Here is a 24,754-nt window from a genome sequence, read left to right on the forward strand (position 1 = left end):
CGGTGGTAAATCCACCAAGATCGGCCAGGGCGGAGCTGGAAGGTGGACACCCGCGCGGGGAATTGACCGCGAGCGGGCCAACGGCCGAGAAGGAGGCTCTCCCGGTGGTAAATCCACCATGATCTCTGCTGAGCGGCTTGCCCGCGCGAGATATTGACCGCGAGTGATCAGACAGCCGAGAGCAGGGCTCTCTCCGGTGGCAAATCCACCAAGATCTCCGCTGGGCGGGTCACCCAAGCGGCCTGGAACAAGAGTCTTTTCCGGTGATCGAGCGGCCAAACGTAAAGCAACTCGACAGGAAGCGGCCGAGACACGACCAAGGCGGGAAGCGACAGCAGGCGGCCTGCACAAATGGGGCAACACGACGCGATGGATGGGATAGGCGATGAGCAAGGAGGCGCGAGGACCCGGAGACAGCCAAGGCCGGGAGTGTCCTGAGTGGCCAAAACGAGGCCCGGCGACGACACCTCGCGGATCCAACTACTTTGTGGCACAAAGTTCTTTGACTTTGTGTCGTAAAGTTCAGGCATGACATCGAGTGATGACGAATCGACCTTCGGTGATCCTGGGGACGCGCTGCGGCTGATCGAGCGCGAGCAGGTCAACACCATCAAGCACGTCACCCCCGACCCCCGCCTGATGTACTGGCCATGGGGCCTCACCTGGCTAATCAGTTTCGGCCTCTCATTCCTCCGTTATGGACCTGGCGGCGAGACCCTGGTCGACATGCCGGAGTGGATTCCGATGACCGCCCTCACCGGCCTCCTCATCGCCGCCGGCGTCTTCACCGGCATCGTCGGCGCACGAGCCAGCCGCCACATCGAGGGCCGGTCGAGCCGTCAAGGCCTGATGTACGGCATCTCCTGGTCCGTCGGCTTCACCGCCATGGCGATCACTTTCGGCCAGGTCAGTGATGGTCTGTCGGATGGGGCGCTCAGCCTGCTCTGGGGTGGCGGCACGGTCGCGCTGGTGGGTGTGCTCTACCTGGCGGGTGCGGCGATCTGGGACGAGCGGGACATGTTCGTGCTGGGCGCCTGGATCAGCGCGATCAACATCGTCGGCGTGCTCTGCGGTCCGGGCTGGCACGCGCTGGTGGTGGCGCTGGCCGGTGGCGGCGGCCTGCTGGTGGCCGGCCTGATCGGCTGGTGGCAGCGCCGATGACGACCATCGACGGCGAGTTGCCGGAGTTGGATCCGGTGATCCACGCGCAGGCGCGGCTCCGGGTGGTGGTGGCCCTCTCTCAGCTCAACGCGGGAGACCGGATCACGTTCCCCCGGCTGCAGGAGATTCTGCGGATGACTCCCGGCAACCTCTCGGTGCACCTGCGCAAGCTGGAGGACGCCGGATATGTCGAGGTCACCAAGACGCACCGGGGCCGCACGCCGGCCACCCTGGCGCATCTGACCGCGAAGGGCCGGCTGGCGTTCGAGGAGTATGTGAGCACGCTGCGCACCCTGATCGAGCCGGGAGGGGACGACCGATGATCCACGCGCGGGCGGAGCGGGTGACGAAGACGTTCGGTGGCACCACGGCGGTGGACGCGGTGGACTTGGAGGTGCGGCCGGGCGAGATCGTCGGGCTGCTGGGGCCGAACGGTGCGGGCAAGAGCACCCTGGTCGGCCTGTTGACGGGCAGCCGCCGGCCGACGTCGGGACGGGTCGAGTTGTGCGGTGGTGATCCGCGCGATCCGCGGTCCCGGCGCACACTGGGGGTGACACCGCAGGAGACGGGTCTGCCCGCCTCGCTGCGCGTCGGCGAGGTCGTCGATTTTGTACGGGCCCACTTCCCCGACCCGCTGTCCCGAGAAGTGCTGCTGGACCGTTTCGGGTTGAGTGACCTGGTCCGGCGGCAGACGGGTGGACTGTCCGGTGGGCAGAAGCGGCGGCTGGCGGTGGCGCTGGCGTTCGCCGGCAATCCGGCGATCGTGTTCCTGGACGAGCCGACCACCGGCCTGGACGTGGAGGCCCGCCGGGACCTGTGGCAGGCGGTGCGCGAATTCCACGCGGGCGGCGGGACGGTGGTGTTGACCAGCCACTATCTGGAGGAGATCGAGGCGCTGGCGCAGCGGGTGGTGGTGCTGGCGGAGGGCCGGGTGCTGGCTGACGACAGTGTCGAGGCGGTGCGCGGGCTGATCAGGGTGAGCCGGGTCAGCCTTACCTCACCCGTACCGCAAGCGGATCTTGATTTTGCTGGTCTGGTGTCGGTGGAGCGGACCGGGGATCGCCTGCATCTGCTCACGCCGGACGCCGACCGGATGGTCCGGGAGCTGGTGAGACGGGAGGTGCCGTTCCGCGATCTGGAGGTGCGGCCGACGTCGCTGGAGGAAGCGTTCCTGGCGCTGACCGGAAACGCGCTGACCGGAAACGCGCTGACCGGAAAGGACCAGTCATGACGAGCCTGACCCTGACCCACACCCGTTTCCAGGCCCTGGAGCTGTTCCGGATCCCGATCGCGGTGGTCGGCAGCGCGTTCTGGCCGGCCGCCTCGATGCTGGCGTTCGTGGTGCCGTTCGCCGGCGACGATCCGGTGGCCGCGACGTTCGCCACCGCCTCGATGATCACTTTCGCGGTGATGAACACCAACCTCTTCCAGTACGGCATCGGCGTCTCGGAGGACCGCGCACAACCGTGGGACCCGTACGTGCGCACGCTGCCGGCCGGTGCCGCACCACGGTTCGCCGGCCGGATCCTGACCGGGCTGCTGATGATGCTCGTCGCGCTGGCCCCGGTGGTGCTGATCGCCGCGCTGTTCACCGAGGCCGCGGTGACCCCACTGGCGCTGCTGGGCGCGACGCTGCTGTCCGGCGCGATCGCGGTGCCGTTCATCCTGATGGGCCTGACCATCGGTTACGCCCTGCCGTCGAAGGCCGCGCTGGTGGTGGCGCAGGTGTTGTTCCTGCCGCTGGCGTTCGGCGGTGGGCTGATGACGCCGCCGGGTGGCGCGCCGGGGTTCGTCGAGGATCTGGCCCCGTACCTGCCGACCGGTGGCGCGGTGCGGCTGATGTGGGCGACGGTCGGCGATTTCCCGTTCCACCTCCCGTCGGCCCTGGCCCTATTGGGCTGGACGATCCTTTTCGGACTACTCGCCACGTGGGCCTATCGGCGCGACGAGGGTCGCCGATTCGGCTGAAGGTTGACAGTTCGCTCCGGCTGGTGGCAGGTCCCTGCCACTATCCGAGGCATGAGCGTTCCGTTCCCGGGGGTACCGAACTGGGTGGATCTGGCCACCGCCGACCTCGACGACGCGACCCGTTTCTACACCGAGCTGTTCGGCTGGACCGTGGAGATCTCCGGGGACGATCTCGGTGGCTACACGACGTTCATGCTGAACGGGCTGCCGGTGGCGGGGGCGGGGCCGCTCTTCGGGGAGGGCCAGGCGACCGCCTGGAGCACGTATTTCGCGACGGTGGACGCGGATGCGACGGCGGCCCGGGTGGAGGCGGCGTACGGCACGGTGCTGATGCCGGCGTTCGACGTGAAGGATCAGGGCCGGATGGCGGCGTTCCTGGATCCGGCCGGTGCGCCGTTCAGTGTCTGGGAGTCCGGGACGATGCGCGGCGCCGAGGTTTTCCACATCCCCGGCGCGCTGACCTGGAACGAGCTGAACACCCGTGATCTGGAGAGCGCGGCGGCGTTCTACGGCGCGGTGCTCGGGTGGCGGTTCCGGGGCTCCCCGTCGTACCTGGTCTGCGAGTTGAACCATGTCCCGGTCGCCGGGATCCAGCTGATGTCCGGTCCCGGCTGGCCGGACGACCTGCCGCCGCACTGGCAGATCCATTTCTCGGTGGGTGACTGTGACGGGACGGCCGAGCACGCGGTCCGGCTGGGTGGCCGGATCGTGCAGCCGCCGGTGACCGTTTCCGGTGCCCGGCGGGCGGTGCTGGCCGATCCGCAGGGCGGCACGTTCGCAGTCCTTCATCGATATCGATAGAAGCCGTTGTCCGCACCGCGAAGAATCGTCGATCAAGGCGCCCGCGCCTCCTGGCCGAACTTCGGCTCGGTGCTGGACCTCTCCGAGCGGATCCCTAGCCCAGCAGGCTGGGGATCTTCTCGTAGATCTGAACGGTGAAGGTCATCATCTCGCGGAGCATCCAGTTGCCGGTGAGCAGCAGTACCGCCCCGATCGCCACCGCTTTCGGCACGAACGAGAGCGTCGCCTCCTGGATCTGGGTGACCGACTGGAACAGCGAGATGACGAACCCGACCCCGAGCGCGGTCAGCAGGACCGGCGCCGCCATCTTCGCCGCGACGGTCATCGCCATGAAGGCGATCTCGATAACCACGGTGTCCGTAAGCATGTCATTCCGTTCGGCCGAACCCGCCGCCGGCAAAGTCGCAACCACAAAAAACCTGGATTCAGCCGCGTACGGCAACCACCAGCGGCCCGTGCTCACCCGGAATGATCCGCACCCGGACCCGGTAGTGCTCGGCCAGGTTGCTCTCGGTCAGCACCTCGGCGGGCGTCCCGGCGGCGACCACCCGGCCACCCGCGAGCAGCACCATCCGGTCGGCGTACTCCCCGGCGGTGGTCAGGTCGTGCATGGTGGCGAGCACGGTCAGGCCCCGTTCGGCACGCAACCGGTCCACCAGTTCCAGCACCTCCTGCTGGTGGCCGATGTCGAGCGCGCTGGTCGGCTCGTCGAGCAGCAGGATCCCGGCGCCCTGGGCCAGCGCCCGGGCCAGGAAGACCCGTTGCCGCTCGCCGCCGGAGAGGGTGTCCAGCCGCCGCATCGCGAACGGCATCAGGTCCAGCGCGGTCAGGGCCTCGTCGGCGGCCGCCAGGTCGCCCGCCGATTCACGACCCAGAGGCTTGATGTACGGGGTACGACCGAGCAGCACGTAGTCGAAGACCCGGATCGCGGGCGGGATCACCGGCGACTGCAGCACGGTGGCGACCGTACGGGCCCGCTCCCGCCGGTTCAGCTCGCCGATCGGCCGCCCGTGCCAGCGGATCGCCCCACCGGCCGGCAGCAGCCCGCCGATCGCCCGCAGTGCGGTGGACTTGCCGGCACCGTTCGGGCCGATCACCGTCACCCACTCACCCTCAGCGACATCCAGATCGACACCATCGACGATGAGTGATCCGTCCAGTGTCACGCTCAGTCGCTCGACACCGATCGCGCTCACGCTGCGGCCATCCGGCTGGTTCGCAGCACGAGGATGAAGAACGGCGCCCCGAGGAACGCGGTGACCACCCCGATCGGGATCTCCGCGTCCCCACCGGCGGTCCGGGCCAGCAGGTCGGCCAGCGCCAGGAACGCCGCACCGAACAGCACCGACAGCGGCAGCAGCGCCCGGTTACCCGGCCCGGCCAGCAGTCGCAGCGTGTGCGGCACGATGATCCCGACGAAACCGATCAGGCCGGACACGCTCACCGCCGCCGCCGTGCCCAGCGACGCCGCGATGATCAACAGGTACCGGCTGCGCTGCGGATGCAGGCCCAGACTCGTCGCCTCGGCGTCCCCGACCGTCAGCACGTCCAGCTCACGCCGCTGCGACAACACGATCAAACCGGTGATCACCGCGTACGGCAGGACCACCAGCACGTCGTGCCAGCCGGCCGTGGACAGCCGCCCGAGCAGCCAGGAGAACACGTCCCGCAACGACTCCACGTGCCGTTGCAGCAGGAACGTCTGCGCCGCGGACAGGAACGCCGACACCGCCACCCCGGCCAGGATCAGCGTGGCCGGCGACCGGTCCCGGCCCCCGGCGGCGCCGAGCAGCCAGGTCAGCGCCACCGCACCGACCGCACCGGCGAACGCGGCCATCGGCACCCCGATCGGCAACCCGGACAGGCCGTCGCTGTCGGCACTCAGCACGATCACCGCGGTCACCCCGAGACCGGCGCCGGACGCCACCCCGAGCAGGTGCGGGTCGGCCAGCGGATTGCGGAACGCGCCCTGATAGGCGGCCCCGGCCAGCGCCAGCATCGCCCCCACCAGCAGACCCAGCACGACCCGGGGCAGCCGCAGCTGCATCAGGATGTCGATCTCCCGCTCGGAGAGGCCGCTGTCCAGGCGTACCCAGGGAAGCAGGTTGACGATCTCCACCGCGACGCCGCCGGCGGGCAGCGAGACCGCACCGAACGCCGACCCCAGAACCATCGCCGCCAGGACCGCGGCCACCCCCGCCGCCAGCCACACCGGGCGCAGACCGGCGGGCCGGCGAGTGGTCACGCGGTGGGAACCTTGCTGATCGCGTCCGCCACCACCTGAGCCAGATCGACGGTCCGCGGACCCCAGCGCGAGGCGATGTCGTCGTCCAGCGGGAAGATCTGCCCCTTCGACACCGCTGTCACCGACGACCAGCCGGCCCGCGCCCGGACCGTGTCCGGCGACTGCTGACAGCACTTGGTGTCGGCCAGGAAGATGGTGTCCGGGTTCGCCTCGACCAGCGCCTCCTGGGACAGCTGCGGGTACCCGCCGAGCTTGCCGTCCGGATCGGCGGCGTCCGCCACGTTGGTCATCCCGAACAGCCCGAACACCGAACCGATGAACGTCTTCGAGGTCGCCGAATACAGGTCCGGGCCCAGCTCGTAGTAGTAGCTGAGCGGCTTCTCCCGGGCCGGCGCCGACTTCACGATCTTGTCGATGTCGGCGGCCATCCGCTCGGTCAGCGCCGCCGCCTCGGCCCGGCGCCCGGTGAGCGCGCCCAGGTCGGTGATCTCCTCGTACGCATCGTCCAGACTGGCCGCGGCCGGCGTCACGAAGACCGGAATGGACAGCTTGCCCAGCTGGCCCACGATGCCGTCGGCGTCGTTGGAGACCACCACCAGATCCGGGTCCCGGGCGGCGATCGCCTCCGCGTTCGGCTTGAACCCGGACAGATCCGTCTTCGGCGCGTCGGCCGGGAAGTTCGACTGGTCGTCGACCGCGGTGACCTGCGATCCCGCACCGATCGCGAACAGCATCTCGGTCGCCGTCGGGCTCAGCGAGACGATCTTCACCGGCTGTTCGGCGAGGGTCACCGCGTCAACCGTCACCGGGTACGCGGCGCCGGCGCCGGGCGTGGCGACAGTCGGATCGGGCGTACGGTCCGCACAGCCGGTCAGGAACAGTGCGGTGGCCGCTATCGCAGCCGTGAAAAGGCGTTTCATGGGTCCTCCGGTCGGCCGGGCATGGTGCTTCGCCGACAGGACCGCCAGCGAGGCGCCCCTCCCCGGGAGCGCTTGATCGCGACCGAACGCCCCAGGCGACCTGGCTAACCCCTCACAGGGCATCACAGTTGCGGGACAGCGCCGGTTTCGCACCGGCTTCGCTGAGGCGCGGTCGTGGAAACGCTAACCCACACCCGTACCGAGAGCAGTGTTCCGCTCGCGGAATGGTGACTTTCGGCCCCCGTACCTAGACGTCCGCGCGCTTCGGCTGCTCCACCACGTCGGCGGCGGCCACCCGGTCGCCCTGCGCGGCCGCGTCCTCGTCACCGGCCAGCGCCGACCGCAGCCGGTCCTTCTCCGCCGACCGGCGGGCCGCCACCTCACCCAGCTGCTCGGCCATCTCGTCCCGCCACCCGCGGAGCAGAAGGAACGAGAGACCGGACGCGGCGACGAACGCGACCATCGCCTTGACCAGGATGTTCAGCGGCGTCAGGAACAGCGCCAGGAAGACGGCCAGAAACAGTCCGAGACGGCCGAGCGTGTACTTGACGGCGGGCTTCATGCGATATCTCCCTCAGCCGGACCGATGGCTGAGCCACCGCAGGCCGTAGAACCAGATCAGGCAGTACACGACCGTACCGGTCACGGCGCCGGAGCCGCCGCTGACCAACGCCGGAGCGACCCCCGACACCACACCGGCCACCGACATCCCCATCGCGACCCCGAAACCGGCGCCCAGGACACCCACCATGATCCGGTGCGCGCCGAAGCCCTCGGCCCGGAACTCCTCGACGAACAACCACACCGGCAGGATCATCATCAGCCAGCCGTTCGACTCACCGAACTCGCCGAGCCCGGTCAGCGCCATCACCGCCTCGAAGACCAGCAGCACGGCGGTGCCGGCCGCGAGCCCGGCGAAAGCGGAGCCCAGCAGGTCGCCGAACGTCGCCAGACGACCTGTCGCATCCTTGTTGAGCTGGGGCATCGACGTCACCGTCCGTGGGGTCAGGCCCAGATCTTCTGGGGTTCGCTGCGTCGCTCGGCCAGCGAGGGCGCCTTCTCGTACTCGCGTACCACCTGATAACGAGCGTCCCGCCGGACCGGCTGGAATCCGGCGTCCCAGATCAGGTGCAGAAGATCGTCCTCGGCCTCGGCCGCGTCCGCGACCGCCTCCAGGTCGTCGGCGCCGAAGCTCAGCGCCAACTGGGCCACCGACGGCCCGTGCTCCGCCGGAGAACTGCGCACGTGCGGCACGTTGTCGAAGAGCAGCCGGGACACCGCGAACGTCTTCAGCGTCTCGGCCGGCGCACCCGTCCCCAGCGGAACGAAGAACACGAACTCGCCGGTCTCGTCCTGACGGTCCCGCAGGCCCAGCAGGTGATCGACCCGGTCACCGCTTTCCGCGGACGCGTCCGTCAGCTCGGCCCGGCCGGTGACCTCGCCGGCGTCCGGGCCGAACGTCACCCGGTCGCCGGTCGCCCCGGTCCGGCGGTGATGCGCCAGACGCCCGAGCCACGCCAGGTCGTCACAGGCGAAGAGAGCGACGCCGTCCTCACGGGTCAGTCGTTCACCCGCGTAGACCTTCGCTTCCAGCGCACGCTTCAACCCAGCATCCATGTGCACGAGGGTACGTCTTGCCCCTCGAGTGGCCTGCGACACCGTTGAGACGAATAATTCTCAGGGAGCTTTCACCTTCATTCGATCGACATCGGTACGACGCTTGCGGTATGAACCTTTAGGGACGACAAGCGACGGTCAAACAGCGTCGCGGACGGGGAGCTCATGGCCAAGGGATCGCGGATCAGCACACCGCATCGCGCGCGCCACGTCCGCTCGCGTCTGCGTCCCCTGATCATCTCGGCCACCGTGGCCGCCGCGATCGCCGCGCTCCTCCAGCCCATCCCCGCGATGGCCGACCCGGCCAGCGCTCCCGGCATCAGCACCGTCCCGGACACCGGCTCCCGCCCGGTCCAGACCGGCACCCTGGTCCTGCCCGGCACCCCCGCGGCCCGCAGCACACCGACCACCCCGGCCCTGACCACCCCCGGTGTCACCGCCAGCCCGGTGATCCAGAAGGTGGAGAAGGGCCGCGCCGAGATCGCCGCCCTGGGTGACCAGCTCATCCGCGTCGGAGCCGACCGCGACCTCGCACAGACCCAGCTCACCACCGCGTCGCAGCGGGTCAGCGAGACCCAGGCAGCCCTCGCCCAGGCTCGCGAGGGGGCCCAGGCCGCCGCGTCCGAGACCATTCAGGAGGCCGCCGCCCTGCCGCCCGGCTCGCTCGACTCCGGCCTGCTGGAACTCGGTGCGCTCGCCCGCATGCAGCGCGGCGACTCGGCGCCCTACGAGGCCGCCGCCCGCCGGCTGCTCGCCGCCGAGAACGCCGTCGCCGCCGCGGCCGCCGACCACCTCAACGCCAACAACCGGTATGCCAGCCTCGCCGCGCAGTGGACCGCCCTCAACGCCGACCTGACCAAGAAGCAGGCGGCCCAGAAGAAGTATGAGGACAAGCACCGCAGCGAGATCACCGCGGTGGAGAGCCAGTCCACCGCCACCGACCAGGAGATCGGCCGGGACATCCTGGCCGGTTCGGACGCCGGCCGGGGCGCCGACCCGCGGGCCGTCAAGGCACTCGAGTTCGCCCTGTCCCAACGCGGCGACCCCTACGTGTGGTCCGAGGAGGGCCCCGACGCCTACGACTGCTCCGGTCTGATGTACGCCGCGTACCGCCGCCCCGATGTCGGCTACCCGCTCGTCCGGGTCTCCCGCGACCAGTACTACCAAACCCGCGACCGGACCGTGTCCCGCTACTCGCTGCTCCCCGGCGACCTGCTGTTCTTCAGCTCCTCCAGCAGCTGGACCGGCATTCACCACGTCGCGATGTACGCGGGTGAGGGCATGATGGTCGAGGCCCCGCGCACCGGTCTCAACGTGCGGCTCACGCCGGTGCGGTGGAGCCGGCTGTTCGCGGCCACCCGGGTCTTCGGATCCATCGAGGGCGACACCGAGGGTCCCGACCTCGGCTCCCCCGACCCCGACGAGCCGAACACCCCGGTCCGCCCGTCGCCGAGCACGAGCAGCAAGCCGCCGACCAGCGGCTCGCCCAGCCCGTCGAGCTCCAGCTCGTCGCCCGCTCCGCCGAAACCGTCGAACTCGAGTTCGTCGCCCACCCCGCCGAAACCGTCGACATCCAGCTCGTCGCCCACCCCGCCGAAACCGTCGACATCCAGCTCGTCGCCCGCACCGCCGTCGACCTCCCCGTCGACCGGGACGTCCACCTCGCCGTCGGTCACCCCGTCGACGAGTTCCGCGCCGCCGCCGGCCGCCTCGGCGTCGGCTTCCCAGATGTCGGTGGCGCCGCCCGAGCCGACCCCGACGCCCGGCAAGACCACCGCGTCGCCGAAGCCGACATCGACCTCCGGTGGCGGTTCCTCGGGTGGCGGTTCGTCCGGCAGCAGCTCGTCCTCCGGCGGATCCTCCGGCGGGTCGTCCTCCAGCAGCTCCGGGTCGTCCTCCAGCAGCTCATCGTCCAGCGGCTCGTCCTCGTCCGCCGCCTCGTCGGAATCGGCTTCCAAGTCCGCCTCCGCCGACAGCAGCACCAAGGATGATTAGTCCCGTAATCGGGTGGTACGCGGCTGATACTTTGCCCCGAAACGGCTAATTGCGTATCGGACTGTCGGCGCGGGTCAGATGACGCTGATGCCGGGTGTGCTCACACCGGCTGATGTGGCACGGTTAAGGTCAGCGCCCGACGTCCGAGCGTCGGCAGCGGTGGTCGGGAGGACCCATGGACGAGCAGCACGCGACCAGGGACGGCGAGATCGGGACGCCGCCTGCTGCGCGGCCGCCCGCAAAAGACGACGAGGGGTACGTTCCCCCGCCCCCACCCGCCCCGGGGGCCCTGTGGGCCGCCTCATCCGGCACTCCGGCCCCGCCTACCCCCCGGCCCTCCAGCGCGCCCGCCACAGACGGCCCTGGAACCCCCGCCACCCCGGTAGGCGCTCCCGTCTCTGGCGCTCCCGTCTCCGGCGCTCCCGTCTCTGGCGCTCCCGTCTCCGGCGCTTCCGTGTCAGAAGCCCCTGTTTCAGGCGCGCCTGTCTCGGGTGTCCCCGTCCCTGTCTCGGGCGCGCCGACCTCTGGTGGCCCGGCCTCCGCGCCGCCCTCGGACGCGCCGGTCTCCAGCACACCGATCTCAGGCGCACCCGTCTCCAGCACACCGACCTCAGGCGCGCCGACCTCCGGGGTTCCGGACGTTGTGGCACCGACCTCCGGCGCTGCGGCTCCCATCTCGCCGGCACCGGTGTCTGCGAATCCGGTGTCCCCAGCCCCGATGTCCCCAGCCCCGATGTCCGCGGCTCCTGTCTCGGCGGCGCCAGGCAGCCCCGCCCCCGTGTCCGCGGCCCCTGTCTCGGCGGCTCCTGTCTCGGCGGCGCCAGGCAGCCCCGCCCCGGTTTCCGCGGCGCCCGCTCCGACCACCTACGGGACACCCGTCTCACCGGCGGCGACCATGACTCCCGACCCCGCCAAGCCGGTTTCAGCAGCACCCGCGGTCGGCTCGGCTCGCCCGGTGTCCGCAGCCCCGGTCTCCGCAGCCCCGGTCTCCGGCTCAGCGACCGTGGGTACGGCCAAGCCGGTCTCCGGCTCAGCAACCGTGAACGCGACCACGCCGGCCGGCTCAGCAACCGTGAACGCGACCACGCCGGCCAGCTCAGCAACCGTGAACGCGACCACGCCGGCCAGCTCAGCAACCGTGAACGCGACCACGCCGGCCAGCTCAGCAACCGTGGATGCGGCCAAGCCGGTCTCCGGCTCAGCGAGCGTCAATGCCGCCGAGCCAGTCTCCTCCTCGCCGGTGATCGGTTCGGCCAAGCCGGTCTCCGCAGCGCCGACTTCACCCGCCACCGGATCAGCGAAACCGGTTTCCGCCTCGCCCGCCTCACCCGCGACAGGCTCAGCCACGCCCGCTGCCCCGTCCGTCGGTGGGTCTGCGCGCCCGGTGTCGGCGGCGCCTTCGCCGGGGTCGTCGGCTCGGCCCATCTCGGCGGTGCCCAGTTCCGGTGCGGCTCGGGTTTCCGTGCCCGGGGCGGCCAAGCCGTCAGTCGACGAGGTTCCCGCCGCTGCCCTCAGCGCGGGGCAGTCAACCGTCTACGGAGCGACGCCACGTCCGGCCGGTGTCTCCTACCCGGAGAAGCCGGCCGCCCCAGCGGAGCCCGCCGACCCAGCGGAACCGAGCGACCCGGCGGACCCGGCCGATCCCGCAGATCCGGCCGACCCGAGCGATCCCGCAGACCCGAGCGATCCCGCAGACCCGGCCGACCCGGCGGACCCCAAGCCTGCCGGTCCTGTGCCGTCGCGGCCCGTGCTACCGAAGCCGGCCGACCCGGATCCGGCACGGCCCGACCCGATTCGGCCCACACCGGTTCAGCCGCCGCCGAACCCTCGCCCCACGCCTGCTCCAGCACCCAGCCCGGCCCCGCCCGCTCCGGTGCCGCCCAGCCCTGTGCCGCCGACGCCGGCTCCGCCGAGCCCGGTGCCGCCGGGACCTGGACCCAGCCCGGTTCCGCCAGGACCTGGGCCGAGCCCGGTGCCGCCAGGGCCTGGACCCAGCCCGGTTCCGCCAGGACCTGGGCCGAGCCCGGTGCCGCCGGGACCAGGACCCAGCCCGGTGCCGCCGGGGCCTGGGCCGAGCCCGGTTCCGCCAGGGCCGGGGACTATTCCGCCCGTGGTTCCGCCGCCTCCGATGATCGGGTCTGGTGGAAACGGCCTGCCCAGCTATACCCTGCCGCCCAGTGCCGCATCGGCAGGCTTGCCACCGGCCCCGCACAGCGCTCCTCGCGGAACGCCGTACCGGGGCTTCCCGTCTTCGCCGGAGAACATCGAGATGACCCAGCCGGTCTCTGCCGGAACCCCCCTCCCTCGGGGGACCACATATCCCTCCCAGACCCCGACCACCCCGATCAGCCCCACCCCGAACGGTGTCCCGCAGCAGCGTGGCCAGGCCGGCGGCACGGTCTACAGCACCGGCGGCTACCCGGCGATCGACACGACGATGCCGGTCAACATCGATCCGGTGGAGAATTCGGGTTCGCTGACCGGGCACATCCTGGCGCAGGGCTGGTACGACGCCCCGACCGAGCAGCGGCGCAGCAACCTGAAGGTGGTCATCGCCATGCTGGTGGTGCTGGGCCTTCTCGTCACTGTGAGTTTGGTCTTCGTCTTCACAGCGGGTGACGCCTTCACCGACTTCCTGGGCGGCCTGACGTAACTGACGGACGTCCGACAGCGAATCGAGGCCCTGGCGTTTTGCCCGCCGGGGCCTCGAACATTTAAGCTGGCGAGGTTGCGCTCCGGGGTGAGCAGGCCCACTACCCGGCCGGAATGCGGTCGGCGGTTTCGACGTTCACCCGTACACTGATGGTAGTTATTGACGCGGCGTGCCCACCCGGTGCACGCCACGGGCGTTCTTGCGGGCATTTCAGCGGGCGGTCGACATCGACCGCGGCGGGCCATTCGCGAGCATGCGCCCCCGTAGAGAGGTTCTCTTGACCACTTTCGCTGATTCCAGCACGTTCCCGTCCGTCCTCGATGACAGCAACACCCCCGAGACCGACGCCCCTGAGACGCTCGTCACCGAGACGTCCGACACTCCGGCCGATGCTCCGGCCGCTCGCAGTTTCGCCGACCTCGGTCTTCCGTCCGAGATCGTCCGCGTTCTGAACCGTGAGGGCATCACCACCCCGTTCGAGATCCAGGCCGCGACCGTGCCGGACGCGCTGGCCGGCCGGGACGTCCTGGGCCGTGGCCAGACCGGCTCGGGCAAGACGCTCGCCTTCGGCCTGCCGGTGCTGGCCCGTTCCGCCAAGGGTGGCCGGGCTCGCCCGCACTACCCGAAAGCTCTGATCCTGGTTCCGACCCGTGAGCTGGCCATGCAGGTCGCCGACTCGCTGATGCCGGTGGGCCGCGCGGTCGGCGTGTTCCTGAAGACCGCTGTCGGCGGGGTTCCCTACGACCGCCAGATGGACGCGCTGCGCCGCGGCGTCGAGGTCATCGTCGCCACCCCGGGCCGGCTCGCCGACCTGATCGAGCGGGGCGCCTGCCGGCTCGACGACGTCGAGGTCACCGTCCTCGACGAGGCCGACCAGATGGCCGACATGGGCTTCCTGCCCGAGGTCACCGAGCTGCTGGCCAAGACTCCGGCGACCGCCCAGCGGCTGCTCTTCTCGGCCACTCTGGACGGTGACGTCGACACCCTGGTCAAGCGGTTCATGAACGACCCGGTGACGCACTCCACGGCTCCGGCCGAGGCCAGCGTGTCCACCATGGATCACCACCTGCTGCTGATCCCGCCGGCCGACAAGTTCCCGATCACGTCGTGGATCGCCAACCGGGACGGCAAGACCATCGTCTTCGCCCGCACCCAGATGGGCGTCGACCGGCTGGTCGAGCAGCTCGCGGCGGTCGGTGTCCGGGCCGGCGCCCTGCACGGCGGCAAGACCCAGCGGGTCCGTACGCGTACGCTCGCCGAGTTCAAGGAAGGCCGGACGAACGTCCTGGTCGCCACGGACGTGGCCGCGCGTGGCATCCACGTCGACGGCATCTCGCTGGTCGTGCACGTGGACCCGCCGAAGGACCCGAAGGACTACCTGCACCGGGCCGGCCGCACCGCGCGGGCCGGCGAGTCCGGTGCGGTCGTCACGCTGGTTCTGCCGAAGCAGCGCCGCACCACCCAGGCGATGATGTCCAAGGCCGGGGTCGCTCCCGCCGAGGTCCGCGTCCGGCTGGGCGACGAGAAGCTGTCCGAGATCACCGGCGCCCGTGAGCCGAGTGGTGTCCCGGTGGTGGAGGAGCCGGAGCCGCGTCGTGAGCGTTCCGGTGGCCGCGGCCGCTTCGGTGACCGTCCCCGCGGTGACCGCCCGCAGCGGTCGTTCGGTGACCGCCCCCAGCGTGGCTACGGCGACCGCAACGAGCGCTCGTTCGGCGACCGCAACGACCGGTCCTTCGGTGACCGTCCGCAGCGTTCCTACGGTGACCGCCCGCAGGGCGACCGCTCCTACGGCGACCGTCCGCAGCGCTCCTACAGCGACCGCCCGCAGGGCTCGTACGGTGACCGCCCGCAGGGTTCCTACGGTGACCGTTCGCAGGGTTCGTCCTACGGCGACCGTTCGCAGGGTGAGCGGGGTCAGCGTCCGTTCGGTGACCGCCACGCCTCCGGTGACCGTCCGCAGCGGTCGTTCGGTGACCGTCCGTCCGGTCAGCGCCGTGACGGTCAGCGCTCCGACGGCCAGCGTTCGTTCGGCGACCGCCGTGAGGGCCCGGGCGGCCGCCACGGTTCGTCCCGCCCGGCGCGCAGCTACTGATCCGGTTCGCGGCTACTGATCCGGAGACGGAGCGGCCGCTGATTCCAGCACCGCGACGTCACTGATCGACGACGAAGCCCCGGAACTCGCAGAGATGCGAGCTCCGGGGCTTCGCCCGTTCCCGGGAAGAGCGCTCAGCTCGTGTGCCGATCTGTGGCTCGATTCGGGCCCTGAAGGTTGATCGGCTCGTCGGCGCGCCGGCCGCGGTCTCCATGACGTTTCCGCGGGTGATCGGCCTTTCGCGATTGTCCTTTCGTGATTAATCGTCGGGGTCGCCCACCCCGGGACCCCGCCGGACGCCCACACCACTCGGCTCGTGCGCAGAGGCCCGGCCACCCCACCCCAACGGCGTCACACAGGCCAGACGGTGAGCACATGCCGGGCCCAGGAAGTCTTCCTCTGGGCTGCTGGCCCGTCCGCGGTCAAGTCCCCGCGCGAATGTCCCCGTGCGAGAGTCCGCCTTCCGGCCCCACCCTGGCCGATCTTGGCGGATTTACCACCGGATAAGAGTCTTCTTCTCGGCTGCCTGATCACTCGCGGTCAATACCTCGCGCGGGCGACTCGCTCAGCAGAGACCTTGGCGGATTTACCACCGGAAACGGTGGTAAATCCGCCAAGATCGGCCAAGGTGGAGCTGGAAGGCGGACACACGCGCGAGGAGTTGACCGCGAGCGGGCCAGCAGCTGAGAAGAAGGATCATAAGGTGGTAAATCCGCCAAGATCTCTATTGGACGGGTTGCCCGCGCGAGGGATTGACCGCAAGTGATCGGGCAGCTGAGAGCAAGGCTCCAGGGCACCGACGCGAACACCCCGATCCGCCAACGTACGCACCGCCCCGGGCCCGGCGGGCATCGGGCATCGGGCATCCGGCATCCGGCATCCGGCATCCGGCATCCGGCATCCGGCATCCGGCATCCGGCATCCGGCATCCGGCATCGATTCTGCTGCCTCTCAGGATGGTTCGGCCGCGGACCAGACCCGCTGTTCATGACGTTTCCGCAGGTGGGCGGCCTTCCTGAAGTGACCATCAGGGCCCGATTCGAACCACAGATCGGCACGCGGCCTGACCACGGCCACGGCCACGGCCACGGCCACGGCCACGGCCACGGCCACGGTGGACGCTCGGAGCAGGGCCGCAGGACCGGGGTCACCGCATTCGCCCGGCGGGCGCGTTTCGGTCCGGGGTGTCGCCTGGCTTGCGGGGACGATGCGGGGCTGTTCGTGGATCGTACGAAATCGGGAATTTGATCTTTGAGGGAGGCAATGACGTGGGCGGGCGGAAACGGGTAGGTTACCGGCATGTCGCTGCCTACCGTGTTGTTCTGGGAGCGCCGGGATGTCCCCGGGGCGGAGCACGTCCTGTTCGGCGACGGGTTCGCGCGGGGCACCGTGTTGGCCGCCGAGCCGGTGCCATTCGTCTGCCGCTACGAGGTGCAGACCGATCCGGATCAGGCGGCCGCGAGGGCGGCCACGAGGGTGGACGTGCGGGCCGAGGGCGCCGGCTGGGCCCGGACGGTGCATCTGGAGCTGGCTGCCGGGCGCTGGCGGGTGACCGGTTTTGAGCAGGGCGATCTGGATGCGGCGCTGGTCGCGGCGGGGCATGCGCGCGCCGGGCGGCCGGGATGTGACGATCCGGATCAGTTTTACGGGGCGTTCGACGCTTCGCTGGCCGGGTCGCCGTTCTTTCGTTCGCTGCCGGTGAGGCGTCTGGGGCTGCCGGGCGCCGAGGCGGGGGTGTCGCATCGGATCAGCGTCGCGCTGATCCTGGCGCCCAGCCTGGAGGTGGTGCAGGGCGATCAGATCTTCACGCCGTTGGGTGGTGACCGGCTCCGGTTCGCCGACGAGACGCTGAGTGCCGATCTGGTCTGCGATCCGGAGGGGTTCGTGGTCGACTATCCGGGGCTGGCGCGCCGGGTCACAGCTGCCGTTTGATCCAGCTCACGCATGCCTTGTCGACGGTCTTGAAGGGTTTGCGGAAGGCGATCGGCGCGGCCACGTCGGGTTCCATGCCTTCGTGCAGCACCATGTCGACGAAGTCGAGCATCTTCGTCTCACCGTATTTGGCGGCCATGCATCCGACGGCGAAGTGTCCGGTGGCGTAGAGCCGGGTGACGAGCACGTCGTCGGGTTTGCCGCCGAGTGACGGCAGGGCGATCGTCTTGATCGGCCCGCGGCGGGAGTGCACGTATCGGAGGGCGTCCCGGCTGTAGGTGGCGCGTGGTTTCGCGGGCAGGTAGCCGATGTATTCGGCGATGCCCTCGATCAGCCACATGTCGTCCTCGTCGTCGCGGTTGCGGGTGCCGCCGAGGGTGACCGCGTGGGCCATCTCGTGCTGGATGATCTCGGTGGCGTAGCGATCGTTTCCGGACAGCACCTGGCTGGCTTTGAGGATGATGTCGCTGCCGATGCCGTCGTGCTGCCGGTGGTAGGCGACCGCCCAGGCCGGGCGCCGGCCGTCGTACCAGCTCTTCCACACCTTGTTGTCGGCCACGTAGATCCGGTAGACCTTCTGCGGATTGTTGAGCCGGCCGGCGAAGCGGTCGGCGACCACGGCGGCCTTGTCGGCCAGCCGCAGGACCCGTTTGACGTTCCGGGCCTGTGATTTCGGGCCGGCCACGATCACCCGGGCGCTGCGGGCGACGGTCAGGTCGGCCTTCTCCCAGGGCGCGGGCTGCATGTAGTTGTCGATGCCGGAGTCGTTCGCCTTGGTGATCGTCCAGGAGCCGTTCCGGGCGCTCCAGGTGAGGTTGCTGATCATCTTGGGCGAGCCGCTGCCGGGCTCGAGTCCGTAGGCGGGGCAGTCGTTGCCGCTGAAGCAGTAGGCGAGCCCGACCCGCGAGGTCAGCGTGCCGCCCTTGGTCTTGACCTCGCCGTGGATGACCATGTCGGCGGCGGTGAGGTCGAGCGCCCGCAGGTTCTTGAAGATCGTCCGGTAGCGCGGGTGCAGTTTCTTGTCGACGGGCGCGAGCCAGCCCGCCTCGTCGCCTTTGACCAGTGCCTGGACCTGGTCGTCGAGCAGGTCGGCGACCTGGCTGAACGGGGTGACCGGCACCGGTTCGGCGGTCGGCGGGAGAAGGGGTGGGAGCGAGGCCGACGGGGCGGCCACCGGGATCGCGGTGGCCGGTTTGTCACCGTCCGGCCAGAATCCCACCACGCTCGCCACCAGCACCGCCCCGACCAGACCGAGCACCGGCAGCAACGGTTTCGTACGTGAGGGATTCTCATCCATGACCGGGAATCTAAGCACGCTCCCGGATCACGCCGGGCGCACCCCTATCCGGGCCAGCCACCGCCGTCGAGGAATTCACGGATCACCCGGTCCGGCGGCCCGAGATCGAGGCCCTGCGCGGCCACCCACTCGTCGGAGTAGTAGGTGTCGGCGTAGCGTTCGCCGCCGTCGCAGATCAGGGTGACCACCGATCCGGTCCGGCCGGCCGCGAGCATCTCGGCGATCAGCCGGAACGAGCCCCACAGGTTGGTGCCGGTGGAGCCACCCAGCCGGCGGCCCAGGACGGCCGAGCCGGCCCGCATGGCGGCGAGTGAGGCGGCGTCCGGCACGTGGATCATCCGGTCCACCACGGCGGGCTGGAAGGACGGCTCCACCCGTGGCCGGCCGATGCCCTCGATGCGGGAGCCGGTGCCGGTCACGACGTCCCAGTCGCCGGCAAGATAAGCCTGCCAGAACGCCGACCCCTCGGGGTCGACAACGCAGACCTTGGTGTCCAGGCAGCGGTAGCGGGCGTACCGGCCGATGGTGGCGCTGGTCCCGCCGGTCCCGGCGCCCATCACGATCCACGCCGGGATCGGATGCCGTTCCAGGGCCATCTGGTTGTGGATCGACTCGGCGATGTTGTTGTTGCCCCGCCAGTCGGTGGCCCGCTCGGCGAAGGTGAACTGGTCCATGAAGTGCCCGCCGAGTTCGGCGGCGAGCCGGCGCGCCTCCGGCACCACCTCGGTCGCGTCGGCCACCAGGTGACATCGGCCACCCTGGAACTCGATCAGCGAGATCTTCTCCGGCGAGGTGGCGGACGGCATCACCGCGATGAACGGCAGGCCGAGCATCCGCGCGAAGTACGCCTCACTGACCGCCGTCGACCCGGACGACGCCTCGACCACGGTGGTGGACGGGCCGATCCAGCCGTTGCACAGCGCGTAGAGGAAGAGCGAGCGGGCCAGGCGGTGCTTGAGCGAGCCGGTGGGGTGTGAGGACTCGTCCTTGAGGTACAGGTCGATGCCCCACTCGGCGGGCAGCGGGAACGGCAGCAGGTGGGTGTCGGCGGACCGGTTGGCGTCCGCCTCGACCTGGGCGATCGCGGTGCGGGCCCAGTCACGGGTGACGCGCTCGGTGCGCCCCAGGTCGGTGATCATGCCTGACCGGGCTGCGGACGGTTCTCCCACTTGGTGGAGAGCGCGATCGCGGTCCGGGTCGACGCGACGCCCGGGGTCCGGTTGATCCGCACGATCAGCTGCTCCAGCTCCGCGATCGTGCCGACCCGCACGGTCAGCTGGTACGACTCGACGCCGGCCATGAAATAGCAACTCTCCACCTCGGGCATGGCCCGCACGGCGGCGAGCACGTCGTCGGTGTCGGCACCGGAGTCCTCGATGATGCCGATCAGCGCGGTCACACCGAGACCGACCGCCTCGTGATCGATATCGGCCCGGTAGCCCCGGATGGTCCCGGCGGTCTCGAGCTTACCGACTCGTTCGTGCACGGCGGGGGCGGAGAGGCCGACCTTGCGGGCCAGTTCGGCGTACGACGAGCGGGCGTTCTCTCGTAGCAGGTCGATCAGCCGGAGGTCGATGGAGTCCATGCTTCAAACCCTAATCGGGTGGCGCTCCCGCCTTCACGCCCGGTAGCGGCGAATGGGAGGCAGGATAATGACCACTGTCGCAATCGGGGCTTTTTCCGCATTTCACGGACTTGGTTCAGGGGCGGTGCTCTAATGACTTTACGTCCAGATCGAGCACGCCGACACTCACCGTGACCACCGGCCGCTCCAGAAACCGAACCGAGGAGGGGGTTGTGGACACTGGAGATCGTCTGCTGACACCGGGCGAGGTGGCCGCGTTGTTCCGCGTCGACCCCAAGACGGTCACGCGATGGGCCGCCGCCGGCCGAATCGGCAGTATCCGTACTCCGGGTGGACACCGCCGATTCCGTGAATCCGAAGTACGCGCACTACTCGAAGGCGATGGAGTGGTCGAGGAAATGCGCGAGGACGACGCCGCCAACAAGCCGCGGAACAACGGGCCGAGCAATCCCGGGCAGGGCTACGGCCCTCCCAATGGCCTGCGTTAGCTGTTCCGCTCACCCAATTCGCCGGTCCATCTGCGAAAAAGCGTGTGGGGTACGCCCAACGCGTCGAGGACCTTGCCGGCCACGAAGTCGACCAGTTGTTGTGCGGTCGCGCCGGCCCCGGAACCATAGAATCCGGGGCTGGCCGGCAGCACCACGGCCCCGGCGTCGTGCAAGGCGATCAGGTGCTCCAGATGACTACGGGTGACCGGGGTTTCCCGGGGCACCACAACGGTGCGCCGTCTTTCCTTCAGATTCACTTCGGCTGACCGCTGCAACAGGTCTTTCGACAAACCGATGGCTATTCCGGCGCACGCCGCCGTACTGGCCGGAACCACCGCCATGCCGCGGGCCGGGTAGGAACCACTACTCGGACCCGCGGCTATGTCGTTGGCGGGCCAGTAGGCCAGATCACCGAGATCCCGGCCCAGCCAGGCCGCCACGTCGTCCTTCCAGTGCGCGTCCCGGATCGTCGCGCCGGTCTCGTCCAGCAGGGTGAGCCGGGCCGCCCGGGAGACCACCAGGTCCACTGACTCACCGGCGTCCAGCAGGGCGGTCAGGACCGCTTTCGCGTACGGGGTACCGGAGGCCCCGGAGACACCGACGATCCATGGTTCACGCATGTGGTCAAGTGTGCCGCTACTTCGCCCGAAACCCGGCCGACGTGGGGAACGCCTCGCCCAGCGGGTACCACACAGAACCTAGAGGAAGCTCAGGTCGAGGACCGCGAACAGGAAGAGCGCGATCGCCACGAAGCCGTTCGCGGTGAAGAACGCCCGGTTGACCTTGGAAAGATCGTTCTCGGTCACCACCACGTGCTGGTAGACGAGCGCCCCGGCGGTCACCACCAGGCCCGCCCACCACAGCCAGCCCAGGCCGGCGAGCTGGCCGAACCAGACGTAGAAGCCGAACGTCAGGACGTGGGTGACGCTGGAGATGTGCAGGGCGGTCCGCACCCCGAAGCGGGCCGGGGTGGAGTGCACCCCGATCTCCCGGTCCACCTCGACGTCCTGGCAGGCGTAGATGATGTCGAAGCCGCCGATCCAGAGACCGACCGCGACACCCAGCACCCAGGCCGGCCACGAGCCGTCGAAGGTGCCGGTGATCGCCAGCCAGGCGCCGACCGGGGCCACCGCCTGGGCCAGCGCGAGCACATAGTGCGGGAAGTTCGTGAAGCGCTTGGCGTACGGGTAGACCACCAGCGGGATCACGGCCAGTGGGGAGAGCACCAGGCAGAGCGGGTTGAGCAGACCGGCCGCGATGATCAGGATGGCCAGCGAGACCAGGGCTCCGGTCCACGCGGTGCGCACGCTGACCGCGCCGGTGACCAGCTCCCGGTTCTTCGTCCGCGGGTTGAGCGCGTCGATCTTCCGGTCCAGGATCCGGTTGGCGGCCATCGCGAAGGTGCGCCCGGACACCATCGCGATCGTGACCAGCAGCAGATCGAGCCAGTGGTCCGCGACGTCGGCGTCCAGCGACTCGATCGCCACCAGCGACGACAGGTAGGCGAACGGCAGCGCGAAGATCGAGTGCTCGATCATCACCAGCCGCAGGAAGGCCTTGACCTTGCCGGGCTTCTCCTCCAGGGCGGTCACAGCCCGTATTCCTTCCACCGCTTGTCCACCAGGCTGACCACCTCGGGCACCATCACCATCGACTCCGGCCACTCTCGGGTGTAACCCTCGGCGGGCAGCTTACGGGTGGCGTCGACGCCCGCCTTTCCGCCCCAGAACTGCTGGTAGGACGAGTGGTCCAGGTGGTCCACCGGGCCCTCGGTGAGCAGCAGGTCGCGGGAGTAGTCGACGTTGCCGAACGCCCGGAACGCCACCTCGTGGTAGTCGTGCACGTCACAGTCCTCGTCGACCACCACGATCAGCTTGGTGAACGACAGCGAATGCGCGCCCCAGACGGCGTTCATCACCTTCTGCGCGTGCTTCGGGAAACGCTTGCGGATCGACACGATCAGGCAGTTGTGGAAGACCCCGGCGGACGGCATGTCGTAGTCGACGATGTCCGGGATCAGGATCTTGATCAAGGGCAGGAAGATCCGCTCGGTGGCCTTGCCCAGGCCGTGATCCTCCTGCGGCGGCTGGGACGTGACGATCGAGTGGTAGATCGGCTTCTTGCGCATCGTCATCGTCTCGACGTGCAGCACCGGGAACGGCTCGACCGGGGTGTAGAAGCCGGTGTGGTCGCCGAACGGGCCCTCCGGCAGCCGCTCGCCCGGCTCCAGGTAGCCCTCCAGCACGACCTGCGCCGAGGCCGGCACCTGCAGCGGCACGGTCAGGCAGTCGACCATCTCGATCCGCTCGCCCTTGAGGAAGCCGGCGAACAGGTACTCGTCGATGTCGCCGGGCAGCGGCGCGCTGGCCGAGTAGGTCACCACCGGGTCGGCGCCGATCGCGATCGCCACCGGCAGGCGCTGGCCGAGGCGCTCGGCGACCGCGTGGTGCGCGGTCGAGTCCTTGTGGATCTGCCAGTGCATGCCGAGAGTGTTCTTCGAGTGCTGCTGCAGCCGGTAGAGACCCAGATTGCGCTTACCGGTCTCCGGGTGCTTGGTGTGGGTCAGCCCGAAGTTGTGGAAGATCCCGCCGTCACCGGGCCAGACCTGCAGACCCGGCAGCAGGCCCAGGTCCACCTCGTCGCCCTTGAGCACGACCTCCTGGCAGGGCGCGGTCTTGATCTTCTTCGGCGGCACGGACTTGAGCTGGAGCACCTTGCCCAGGCCCTCCCGGATGCCGGACCAGCCGACCGGCAGCTCCGGCTTGGCCAGCTCGCCGATCCGGGCGCCGATCTCGTCCAGCTTGTCGACGCCGAGGGCCATCGCCATCCGCTTCTCGGTGCCGAACAGGTTGATCACCAGCGGCATCTCGCCCCTGGTCGGCTTCTCGAACAGCAGCGCGGGGCCACCGGCCCGCACCGTCCGGGTGACGATCTCGCTGATCTCCAGCGTCGGGTCCACCGGCACTTTCACTCGACGCAGCTCACCCGCGGCCTCGAGGGCGGCGATGAAGCTCTGCAGATCGGCATAAGGGAATCCACGCGGCGCCATGACCCCCAGTCTGGCACCAGCATCCGTCACTGGAGATCCGGGATCCCGTTGTGGGTTTCGTGAAGCTGCGGAACGTGACCCGATGGTGTCTGGTGACCGGTCTGGCCGCGGCGCTCGCGGTCACCGCCCCGGCGGAATCGGCCCCCGGGGTACGCCTGCCCCAGTGCTCCCCCGGCAAGGCCTCCACCAGGCCGCCCACCGGGCCGGCGAGCGCGTCCAGTCCCCGGGCCTGCCGGGCGGACCGTCCGGCGCTGGAGTCGGCCCGGCTTCCGAAGGGCGGGTTCACCCCGAGCGGCTACCACCACCTGGGCGCCGGGACCAGCGGCGAGTGGGGCGGGGTGTCCGGCCGGTTCTCGGTGGTGGACGGCTCGGTGCGCCCGCAGACCTACGACTTCATCGTGGGCCGGTTCATGGCGAAGAAGGACATGGGCGCCGGCCGGATCGCCTGGCTGGAGGCGGGCTGGGCGGAGACCGGCTGGGACTCGCCCGGCCGGCAGCGGGTCTACACGTTCAACACCAACACCAACCGGTGGCAGTTCTACGACCAGTACCAGGTCCGCCCCGGTGACCAGGTCTGGCTGGACGTCAGCACCGACCGGTCCGGCATGTGGCGGGCCTGGCTGTGGTGGAACAACAGGTGGAACCTGCTCACCCAGCAGCAGTTGCCGCTGGGCGGCAGCGCGATGATCGAGCAGTACGTCGAGGTGCACGTGGACGCCACCCGGCAAGCCAAGATCGACATGCCGGAGGTGACCGTGGACAACGTGCAGTTGCGCCCGGCCGGCGGCGGCCCGGCCCGTTACTGGCGCGAGGACGTTCCGACCGTCACCGGCACCGCCCCCGGCGAACAGCAGCGCCGCGGCGGCTTCTGCCTGGACTGGAAGACCCGCTACGACACCTGGACCGCCGGGGACTGCCGGGACTAGCGTGTGCCGATCGCGGCTCGAATCG

25 protein-coding genes, 1 pseudogene and 1 riboswitch are annotated in these 24,754 nt (G+C 69.8%); of the genes and pseudogenes, 12 read left to right on the forward strand and 14 right to left on the reverse strand.

Going from position 1 to position 24,754, the window contains the following annotated elements; genetic code table 11:
* Positions 1-528 precede the first annotated feature (528 nt).
* The 5 genes from ACQ0O7_RS40600 to ACQ0O7_RS40620 are packed head-to-tail and all read left to right on the forward strand — an operon-like array spanning position 529 to position 3,930.
* Complete coding sequence (locus ACQ0O7_RS40600) at positions 529-1,161, forward strand: transporter (protein WP_430790977.1); 633 nt, start codon at positions 529-531, stop codon at positions 1,159-1,161.
* Positions 1,158-1,484: a winged helix-turn-helix domain-containing protein gene (locus ACQ0O7_RS40605; RefSeq protein ID WP_430790979.1), complete on the forward strand. Its 327-nt coding sequence runs from the start codon at positions 1,158-1,160 to the stop codon at positions 1,482-1,484. The genes ACQ0O7_RS40600 and ACQ0O7_RS40605 overlap by 4 nt, the downstream gene beginning before the upstream one ends.
* Positions 1,481-2,392: an ABC transporter ATP-binding protein gene (locus tag ACQ0O7_RS40610; protein ID WP_430790981.1), complete on the forward strand. Its 912-nt coding sequence runs from the start codon at positions 1,481-1,483 to the stop codon at positions 2,390-2,392. Before ACQ0O7_RS40605 ends, ACQ0O7_RS40610 begins: the two co-directional genes overlap by 4 nt.
* On the forward strand, positions 2,389-3,129 hold the full coding sequence (locus ACQ0O7_RS40615) for an ABC transporter permease (protein WP_430790983.1): 741 nt from the start codon (positions 2,389-2,391) through the stop codon (positions 3,127-3,129). Before ACQ0O7_RS40610 ends, ACQ0O7_RS40615 begins: the two co-directional genes overlap by 4 nt.
* Positions 3,130-3,180: 51 nt before the next feature.
* Complete coding sequence (locus ACQ0O7_RS40620; RefSeq protein WP_430790985.1) at positions 3,181-3,930, forward strand: VOC family protein; 750 nt, start codon at positions 3,181-3,183, stop codon at positions 3,928-3,930.
* 94 nt (positions 3,931-4,024) lie between these two features.
* Here ACQ0O7_RS40620 and ACQ0O7_RS40625 read toward each other — a convergent pair whose 3' ends face one another.
* From ACQ0O7_RS40625 to ACQ0O7_RS40655, 7 genes are all read right to left on the reverse strand, one after another.
* On the reverse strand, positions 4,025-4,297 hold the full coding sequence (locus ACQ0O7_RS40625; protein ID WP_430790987.1) for a flagellar biosynthetic protein FliQ: 273 nt from the start codon (positions 4,295-4,297) through the stop codon (positions 4,025-4,027).
* Positions 4,298-4,355: 58 nt separating this feature from the next.
* Positions 4,356-5,126 (reverse strand): ABC transporter ATP-binding protein, encoded by a 771-nt coding sequence (locus ACQ0O7_RS40630; protein ID WP_430790989.1) that lies wholly within the window; start codon positions 5,124-5,126, stop codon positions 4,356-4,358.
* Positions 5,123-6,175 carry a FecCD family ABC transporter permease gene (locus ACQ0O7_RS40635; RefSeq protein ID WP_430790991.1) on the reverse strand — a complete coding sequence of 351 codons (1,053 nt, stop codon included), beginning with the start codon at positions 6,173-6,175 and terminating at the stop codon, positions 5,123-5,125. Before ACQ0O7_RS40635 ends, ACQ0O7_RS40630 begins: the two co-directional genes overlap by 4 nt.
* Positions 6,172-7,095 (reverse strand): helical backbone metal receptor, encoded by a 924-nt coding sequence (locus tag ACQ0O7_RS40640; protein WP_430790993.1) that lies wholly within the window; start codon positions 7,093-7,095, stop codon positions 6,172-6,174. The genes ACQ0O7_RS40635 and ACQ0O7_RS40640 overlap by 4 nt, the downstream gene beginning before the upstream one ends.
* Positions 7,096-7,194: 99 nt before the next feature.
* A riboswitch (cobalamin riboswitch) is annotated at positions 7,195-7,252 on the reverse strand.
* Positions 7,253-7,342: 90 nt separating this feature from the next.
* Positions 7,343-7,657 (reverse strand): DUF4229 domain-containing protein, encoded by a 315-nt coding sequence (locus tag ACQ0O7_RS40645; RefSeq protein WP_430790995.1) that lies wholly within the window; start codon positions 7,655-7,657, stop codon positions 7,343-7,345.
* Positions 7,658-7,669: 12 nt separating this feature from the next.
* Positions 7,670-8,080, reverse strand: coding sequence for a hypothetical protein (locus ACQ0O7_RS40650; protein ID WP_430790997.1), 411 nt, complete (start codon positions 8,078-8,080; stop codon positions 7,670-7,672).
* 20 nt (positions 8,081-8,100) lie between these two features.
* Positions 8,101-8,712 (reverse strand): hypothetical protein, encoded by a 612-nt coding sequence (locus ACQ0O7_RS40655; RefSeq protein WP_430790999.1) that lies wholly within the window; start codon positions 8,710-8,712, stop codon positions 8,101-8,103.
* Positions 8,713-8,877: 165 nt separating this feature from the next.
* Here ACQ0O7_RS40655 and ACQ0O7_RS40660 point away from each other — a divergent pair, with 165 nt between their 5' ends.
* Positions 8,878-10,707, forward strand: coding sequence for a C40 family peptidase (locus tag ACQ0O7_RS40660; RefSeq protein WP_430791001.1), 1,830 nt, complete (start codon positions 8,878-8,880; stop codon positions 10,705-10,707).
* 87 nt (positions 10,708-10,794) lie between these two features.
* Positions 10,795-11,334, forward strand: a pseudogene (locus tag ACQ0O7_RS40665) (pentapeptide repeat-containing protein); the annotation flags it as partial.
* A 237-nt stretch (positions 11,335-11,571) separates the two neighbouring features.
* Here the strand turns inward: ACQ0O7_RS40665 and ACQ0O7_RS40670 are convergent.
* A complete protein-coding gene (locus ACQ0O7_RS40670) occupies positions 11,572-12,054 on the reverse strand; it encodes a hypothetical protein (protein ID WP_430791003.1) in 483 nt (160 codons plus the stop codon).
* A 922-nt stretch (positions 12,055-12,976) separates the two neighbouring features.
* Here ACQ0O7_RS40670 and ACQ0O7_RS40675 point away from each other — a divergent pair.
* The 3 genes from ACQ0O7_RS40675 to ACQ0O7_RS40685 all read left to right on the forward strand — a co-directional run bounded on the left by ACQ0O7_RS40675 (position 12,977) and on the right by ACQ0O7_RS40685 (position 17,384).
* Complete coding sequence (locus tag ACQ0O7_RS40675; protein ID WP_430791005.1) at positions 12,977-13,360, forward strand: hypothetical protein; 384 nt, start codon at positions 12,977-12,979, stop codon at positions 13,358-13,360.
* A gap of 277 nt (positions 13,361-13,637) precedes the next feature.
* Positions 13,638-15,452, forward strand: coding sequence for a DEAD/DEAH box helicase (locus ACQ0O7_RS40680; RefSeq protein WP_430791007.1), 1,815 nt, complete (start codon positions 13,638-13,640; stop codon positions 15,450-15,452).
* 1,299 nt (positions 15,453-16,751) lie between these two features.
* Positions 16,752-17,384: a putative glycolipid-binding domain-containing protein gene (locus ACQ0O7_RS40685; protein WP_430791009.1), complete on the forward strand. Its 633-nt coding sequence runs from the start codon at positions 16,752-16,754 to the stop codon at positions 17,382-17,384.
* Here ACQ0O7_RS40685 and ACQ0O7_RS40690 read toward each other — a convergent pair.
* The 3 genes from ACQ0O7_RS40690 to ACQ0O7_RS40700 are packed head-to-tail and all read right to left on the reverse strand — an operon-like array spanning position 17,368 to position 20,266.
* Positions 17,368-18,681, reverse strand: a complete 1,314-nt coding sequence (locus ACQ0O7_RS40690) for a hypothetical protein (RefSeq protein ID WP_430791011.1) — start codon at positions 18,679-18,681, stop codon at positions 17,368-17,370. The genes ACQ0O7_RS40685 and ACQ0O7_RS40690 overlap by 17 nt on opposite strands.
* A gap of 44 nt (positions 18,682-18,725) precedes the next feature.
* Positions 18,726-19,820 carry a PLP-dependent cysteine synthase family protein gene (locus ACQ0O7_RS40695; RefSeq protein WP_430791013.1) on the reverse strand — a complete coding sequence of 365 codons (1,095 nt, stop codon included), beginning with the start codon at positions 19,818-19,820 and terminating at the stop codon, positions 18,726-18,728.
* Positions 19,817-20,266: an Lrp/AsnC family transcriptional regulator gene (locus ACQ0O7_RS40700; RefSeq protein ID WP_430791015.1), complete on the reverse strand. Its 450-nt coding sequence runs from the start codon at positions 20,264-20,266 to the stop codon at positions 19,817-19,819. The genes ACQ0O7_RS40695 and ACQ0O7_RS40700 overlap by 4 nt, the downstream gene beginning before the upstream one ends.
* Before the next feature lie 212 nt (positions 20,267-20,478).
* Between ACQ0O7_RS40700 and ACQ0O7_RS40705 the strand changes: the two genes are divergently transcribed.
* Positions 20,479-20,754, forward strand: coding sequence for a BldC family transcriptional regulator (locus ACQ0O7_RS40705; RefSeq protein WP_430791017.1), 276 nt, complete (start codon positions 20,479-20,481; stop codon positions 20,752-20,754).
* On the opposite strand, the gene ACQ0O7_RS40710 is transcribed toward ACQ0O7_RS40705, so the two are convergent.
* From ACQ0O7_RS40710 to ACQ0O7_RS40720, 3 genes are all read right to left on the reverse strand, one after another.
* Positions 20,751-21,374, reverse strand: coding sequence for a UbiX family flavin prenyltransferase (locus ACQ0O7_RS40710; RefSeq protein WP_430791019.1), 624 nt, complete (start codon positions 21,372-21,374; stop codon positions 20,751-20,753). The two genes, ACQ0O7_RS40705 and ACQ0O7_RS40710, sit on opposite strands and share 4 nt — an antisense overlap.
* Positions 21,375-21,452: 78 nt before the next feature.
* The gene (gene mqnP, locus ACQ0O7_RS40715) at positions 21,453-22,346 is read right to left on the reverse strand and encodes a menaquinone biosynthesis prenyltransferase MqnP (protein WP_430791021.1); all 894 of its coding nucleotides are present in this window, start codon (positions 22,344-22,346) and stop codon (positions 21,453-21,455) included.
* Positions 22,343-23,803: a menaquinone biosynthesis decarboxylase gene (locus ACQ0O7_RS40720; RefSeq protein WP_430791023.1), complete on the reverse strand. Its 1,461-nt coding sequence runs from the start codon at positions 23,801-23,803 to the stop codon at positions 22,343-22,345. Before ACQ0O7_RS40720 ends, mqnP begins: the two co-directional genes overlap by 4 nt.
* 74 nt (positions 23,804-23,877) lie before the next feature.
* Between ACQ0O7_RS40720 and ACQ0O7_RS40725 the strand changes: the two genes are divergently transcribed.
* On the forward strand, positions 23,878-24,729 hold the full coding sequence (locus tag ACQ0O7_RS40725; protein ID WP_430791025.1) for a hypothetical protein: 852 nt from the start codon (positions 23,878-23,880) through the stop codon (positions 24,727-24,729).
* Positions 24,730-24,754: the final 25 nt, after the last annotated feature.

Source organism: Actinoplanes sp. G11-F43 (assembly GCF_050589265.1).
Lineage (GTDB): Bacteria > Actinomycetota > Actinomycetes > Mycobacteriales > Micromonosporaceae > Actinoplanes.

Coding starts and splice junctions, on each gene's coding strand:
- ACQ0O7_RS40600 (WP_430790977.1), top strand. CDS start 529: ATGACATCGAGTGATGACGAATCGACCTTCGGTGATCCTGGGGACGCG.
- ACQ0O7_RS40605 (WP_430790979.1), top strand. CDS start 1,158: ATGACGACCATCGACGGCGAGTTGCCGGAGTTGGATCCGGTGATCCAC.
- ACQ0O7_RS40610 (WP_430790981.1), top strand. CDS start 1,481: ATGATCCACGCGCGGGCGGAGCGGGTGACGAAGACGTTCGGTGGCACC.
- ACQ0O7_RS40615 (WP_430790983.1), top strand. CDS start 2,389: ATGACGAGCCTGACCCTGACCCACACCCGTTTCCAGGCCCTGGAGCTG.
- ACQ0O7_RS40620 (WP_430790985.1), top strand. CDS start 3,181: ATGAGCGTTCCGTTCCCGGGGGTACCGAACTGGGTGGATCTGGCCACC.
- ACQ0O7_RS40625 (WP_430790987.1), bottom strand. CDS start 4,297: ATGCTTACGGACACCGTGGTTATCGAGATCGCCTTCATGGCGATGACC.
- ACQ0O7_RS40640 (WP_430790993.1), bottom strand. CDS start 7,095: ATGAAACGCCTTTTCACGGCTGCGATAGCGGCCACCGCACTGTTCCTG.
- ACQ0O7_RS40645 (WP_430790995.1), bottom strand. CDS start 7,657: ATGAAGCCCGCCGTCAAGTACACGCTCGGCCGTCTCGGACTGTTTCTG.
- ACQ0O7_RS40650 (WP_430790997.1), bottom strand. CDS start 8,080: ATGCCCCAGCTCAACAAGGATGCGACAGGTCGTCTGGCGACGTTCGGC.
- ACQ0O7_RS40655 (WP_430790999.1), bottom strand. CDS start 8,712: ATGGATGCTGGGTTGAAGCGTGCGCTGGAAGCGAAGGTCTACGCGGGT.
- ACQ0O7_RS40660 (WP_430791001.1), top strand. CDS start 8,878: ATGGCCAAGGGATCGCGGATCAGCACACCGCATCGCGCGCGCCACGTC.
- ACQ0O7_RS40675 (WP_430791005.1), top strand. CDS start 12,977: ATGACCCAGCCGGTCTCTGCCGGAACCCCCCTCCCTCGGGGGACCACA.
- ACQ0O7_RS40685 (WP_430791009.1), top strand. CDS start 16,752: ATGTCGCTGCCTACCGTGTTGTTCTGGGAGCGCCGGGATGTCCCCGGG.
- ACQ0O7_RS40690 (WP_430791011.1), bottom strand. CDS start 18,681: ATGGATGAGAATCCCTCACGTACGAAACCGTTGCTGCCGGTGCTCGGT.
- ACQ0O7_RS40695 (WP_430791013.1), bottom strand. CDS start 19,820: ATGATCACCGACCTGGGGCGCACCGAGCGCGTCACCCGTGACTGGGCC.
- ACQ0O7_RS40700 (WP_430791015.1), bottom strand. CDS start 20,266: ATGGACTCCATCGACCTCCGGCTGATCGACCTGCTACGAGAGAACGCC.
- ACQ0O7_RS40710 (WP_430791019.1), bottom strand. CDS start 21,374: ATGCGTGAACCATGGATCGTCGGTGTCTCCGGGGCCTCCGGTACCCCG.
- ACQ0O7_RS40720 (WP_430791023.1), bottom strand. CDS start 23,803: ATGGCGCCGCGTGGATTCCCTTATGCCGATCTGCAGAGCTTCATCGCC.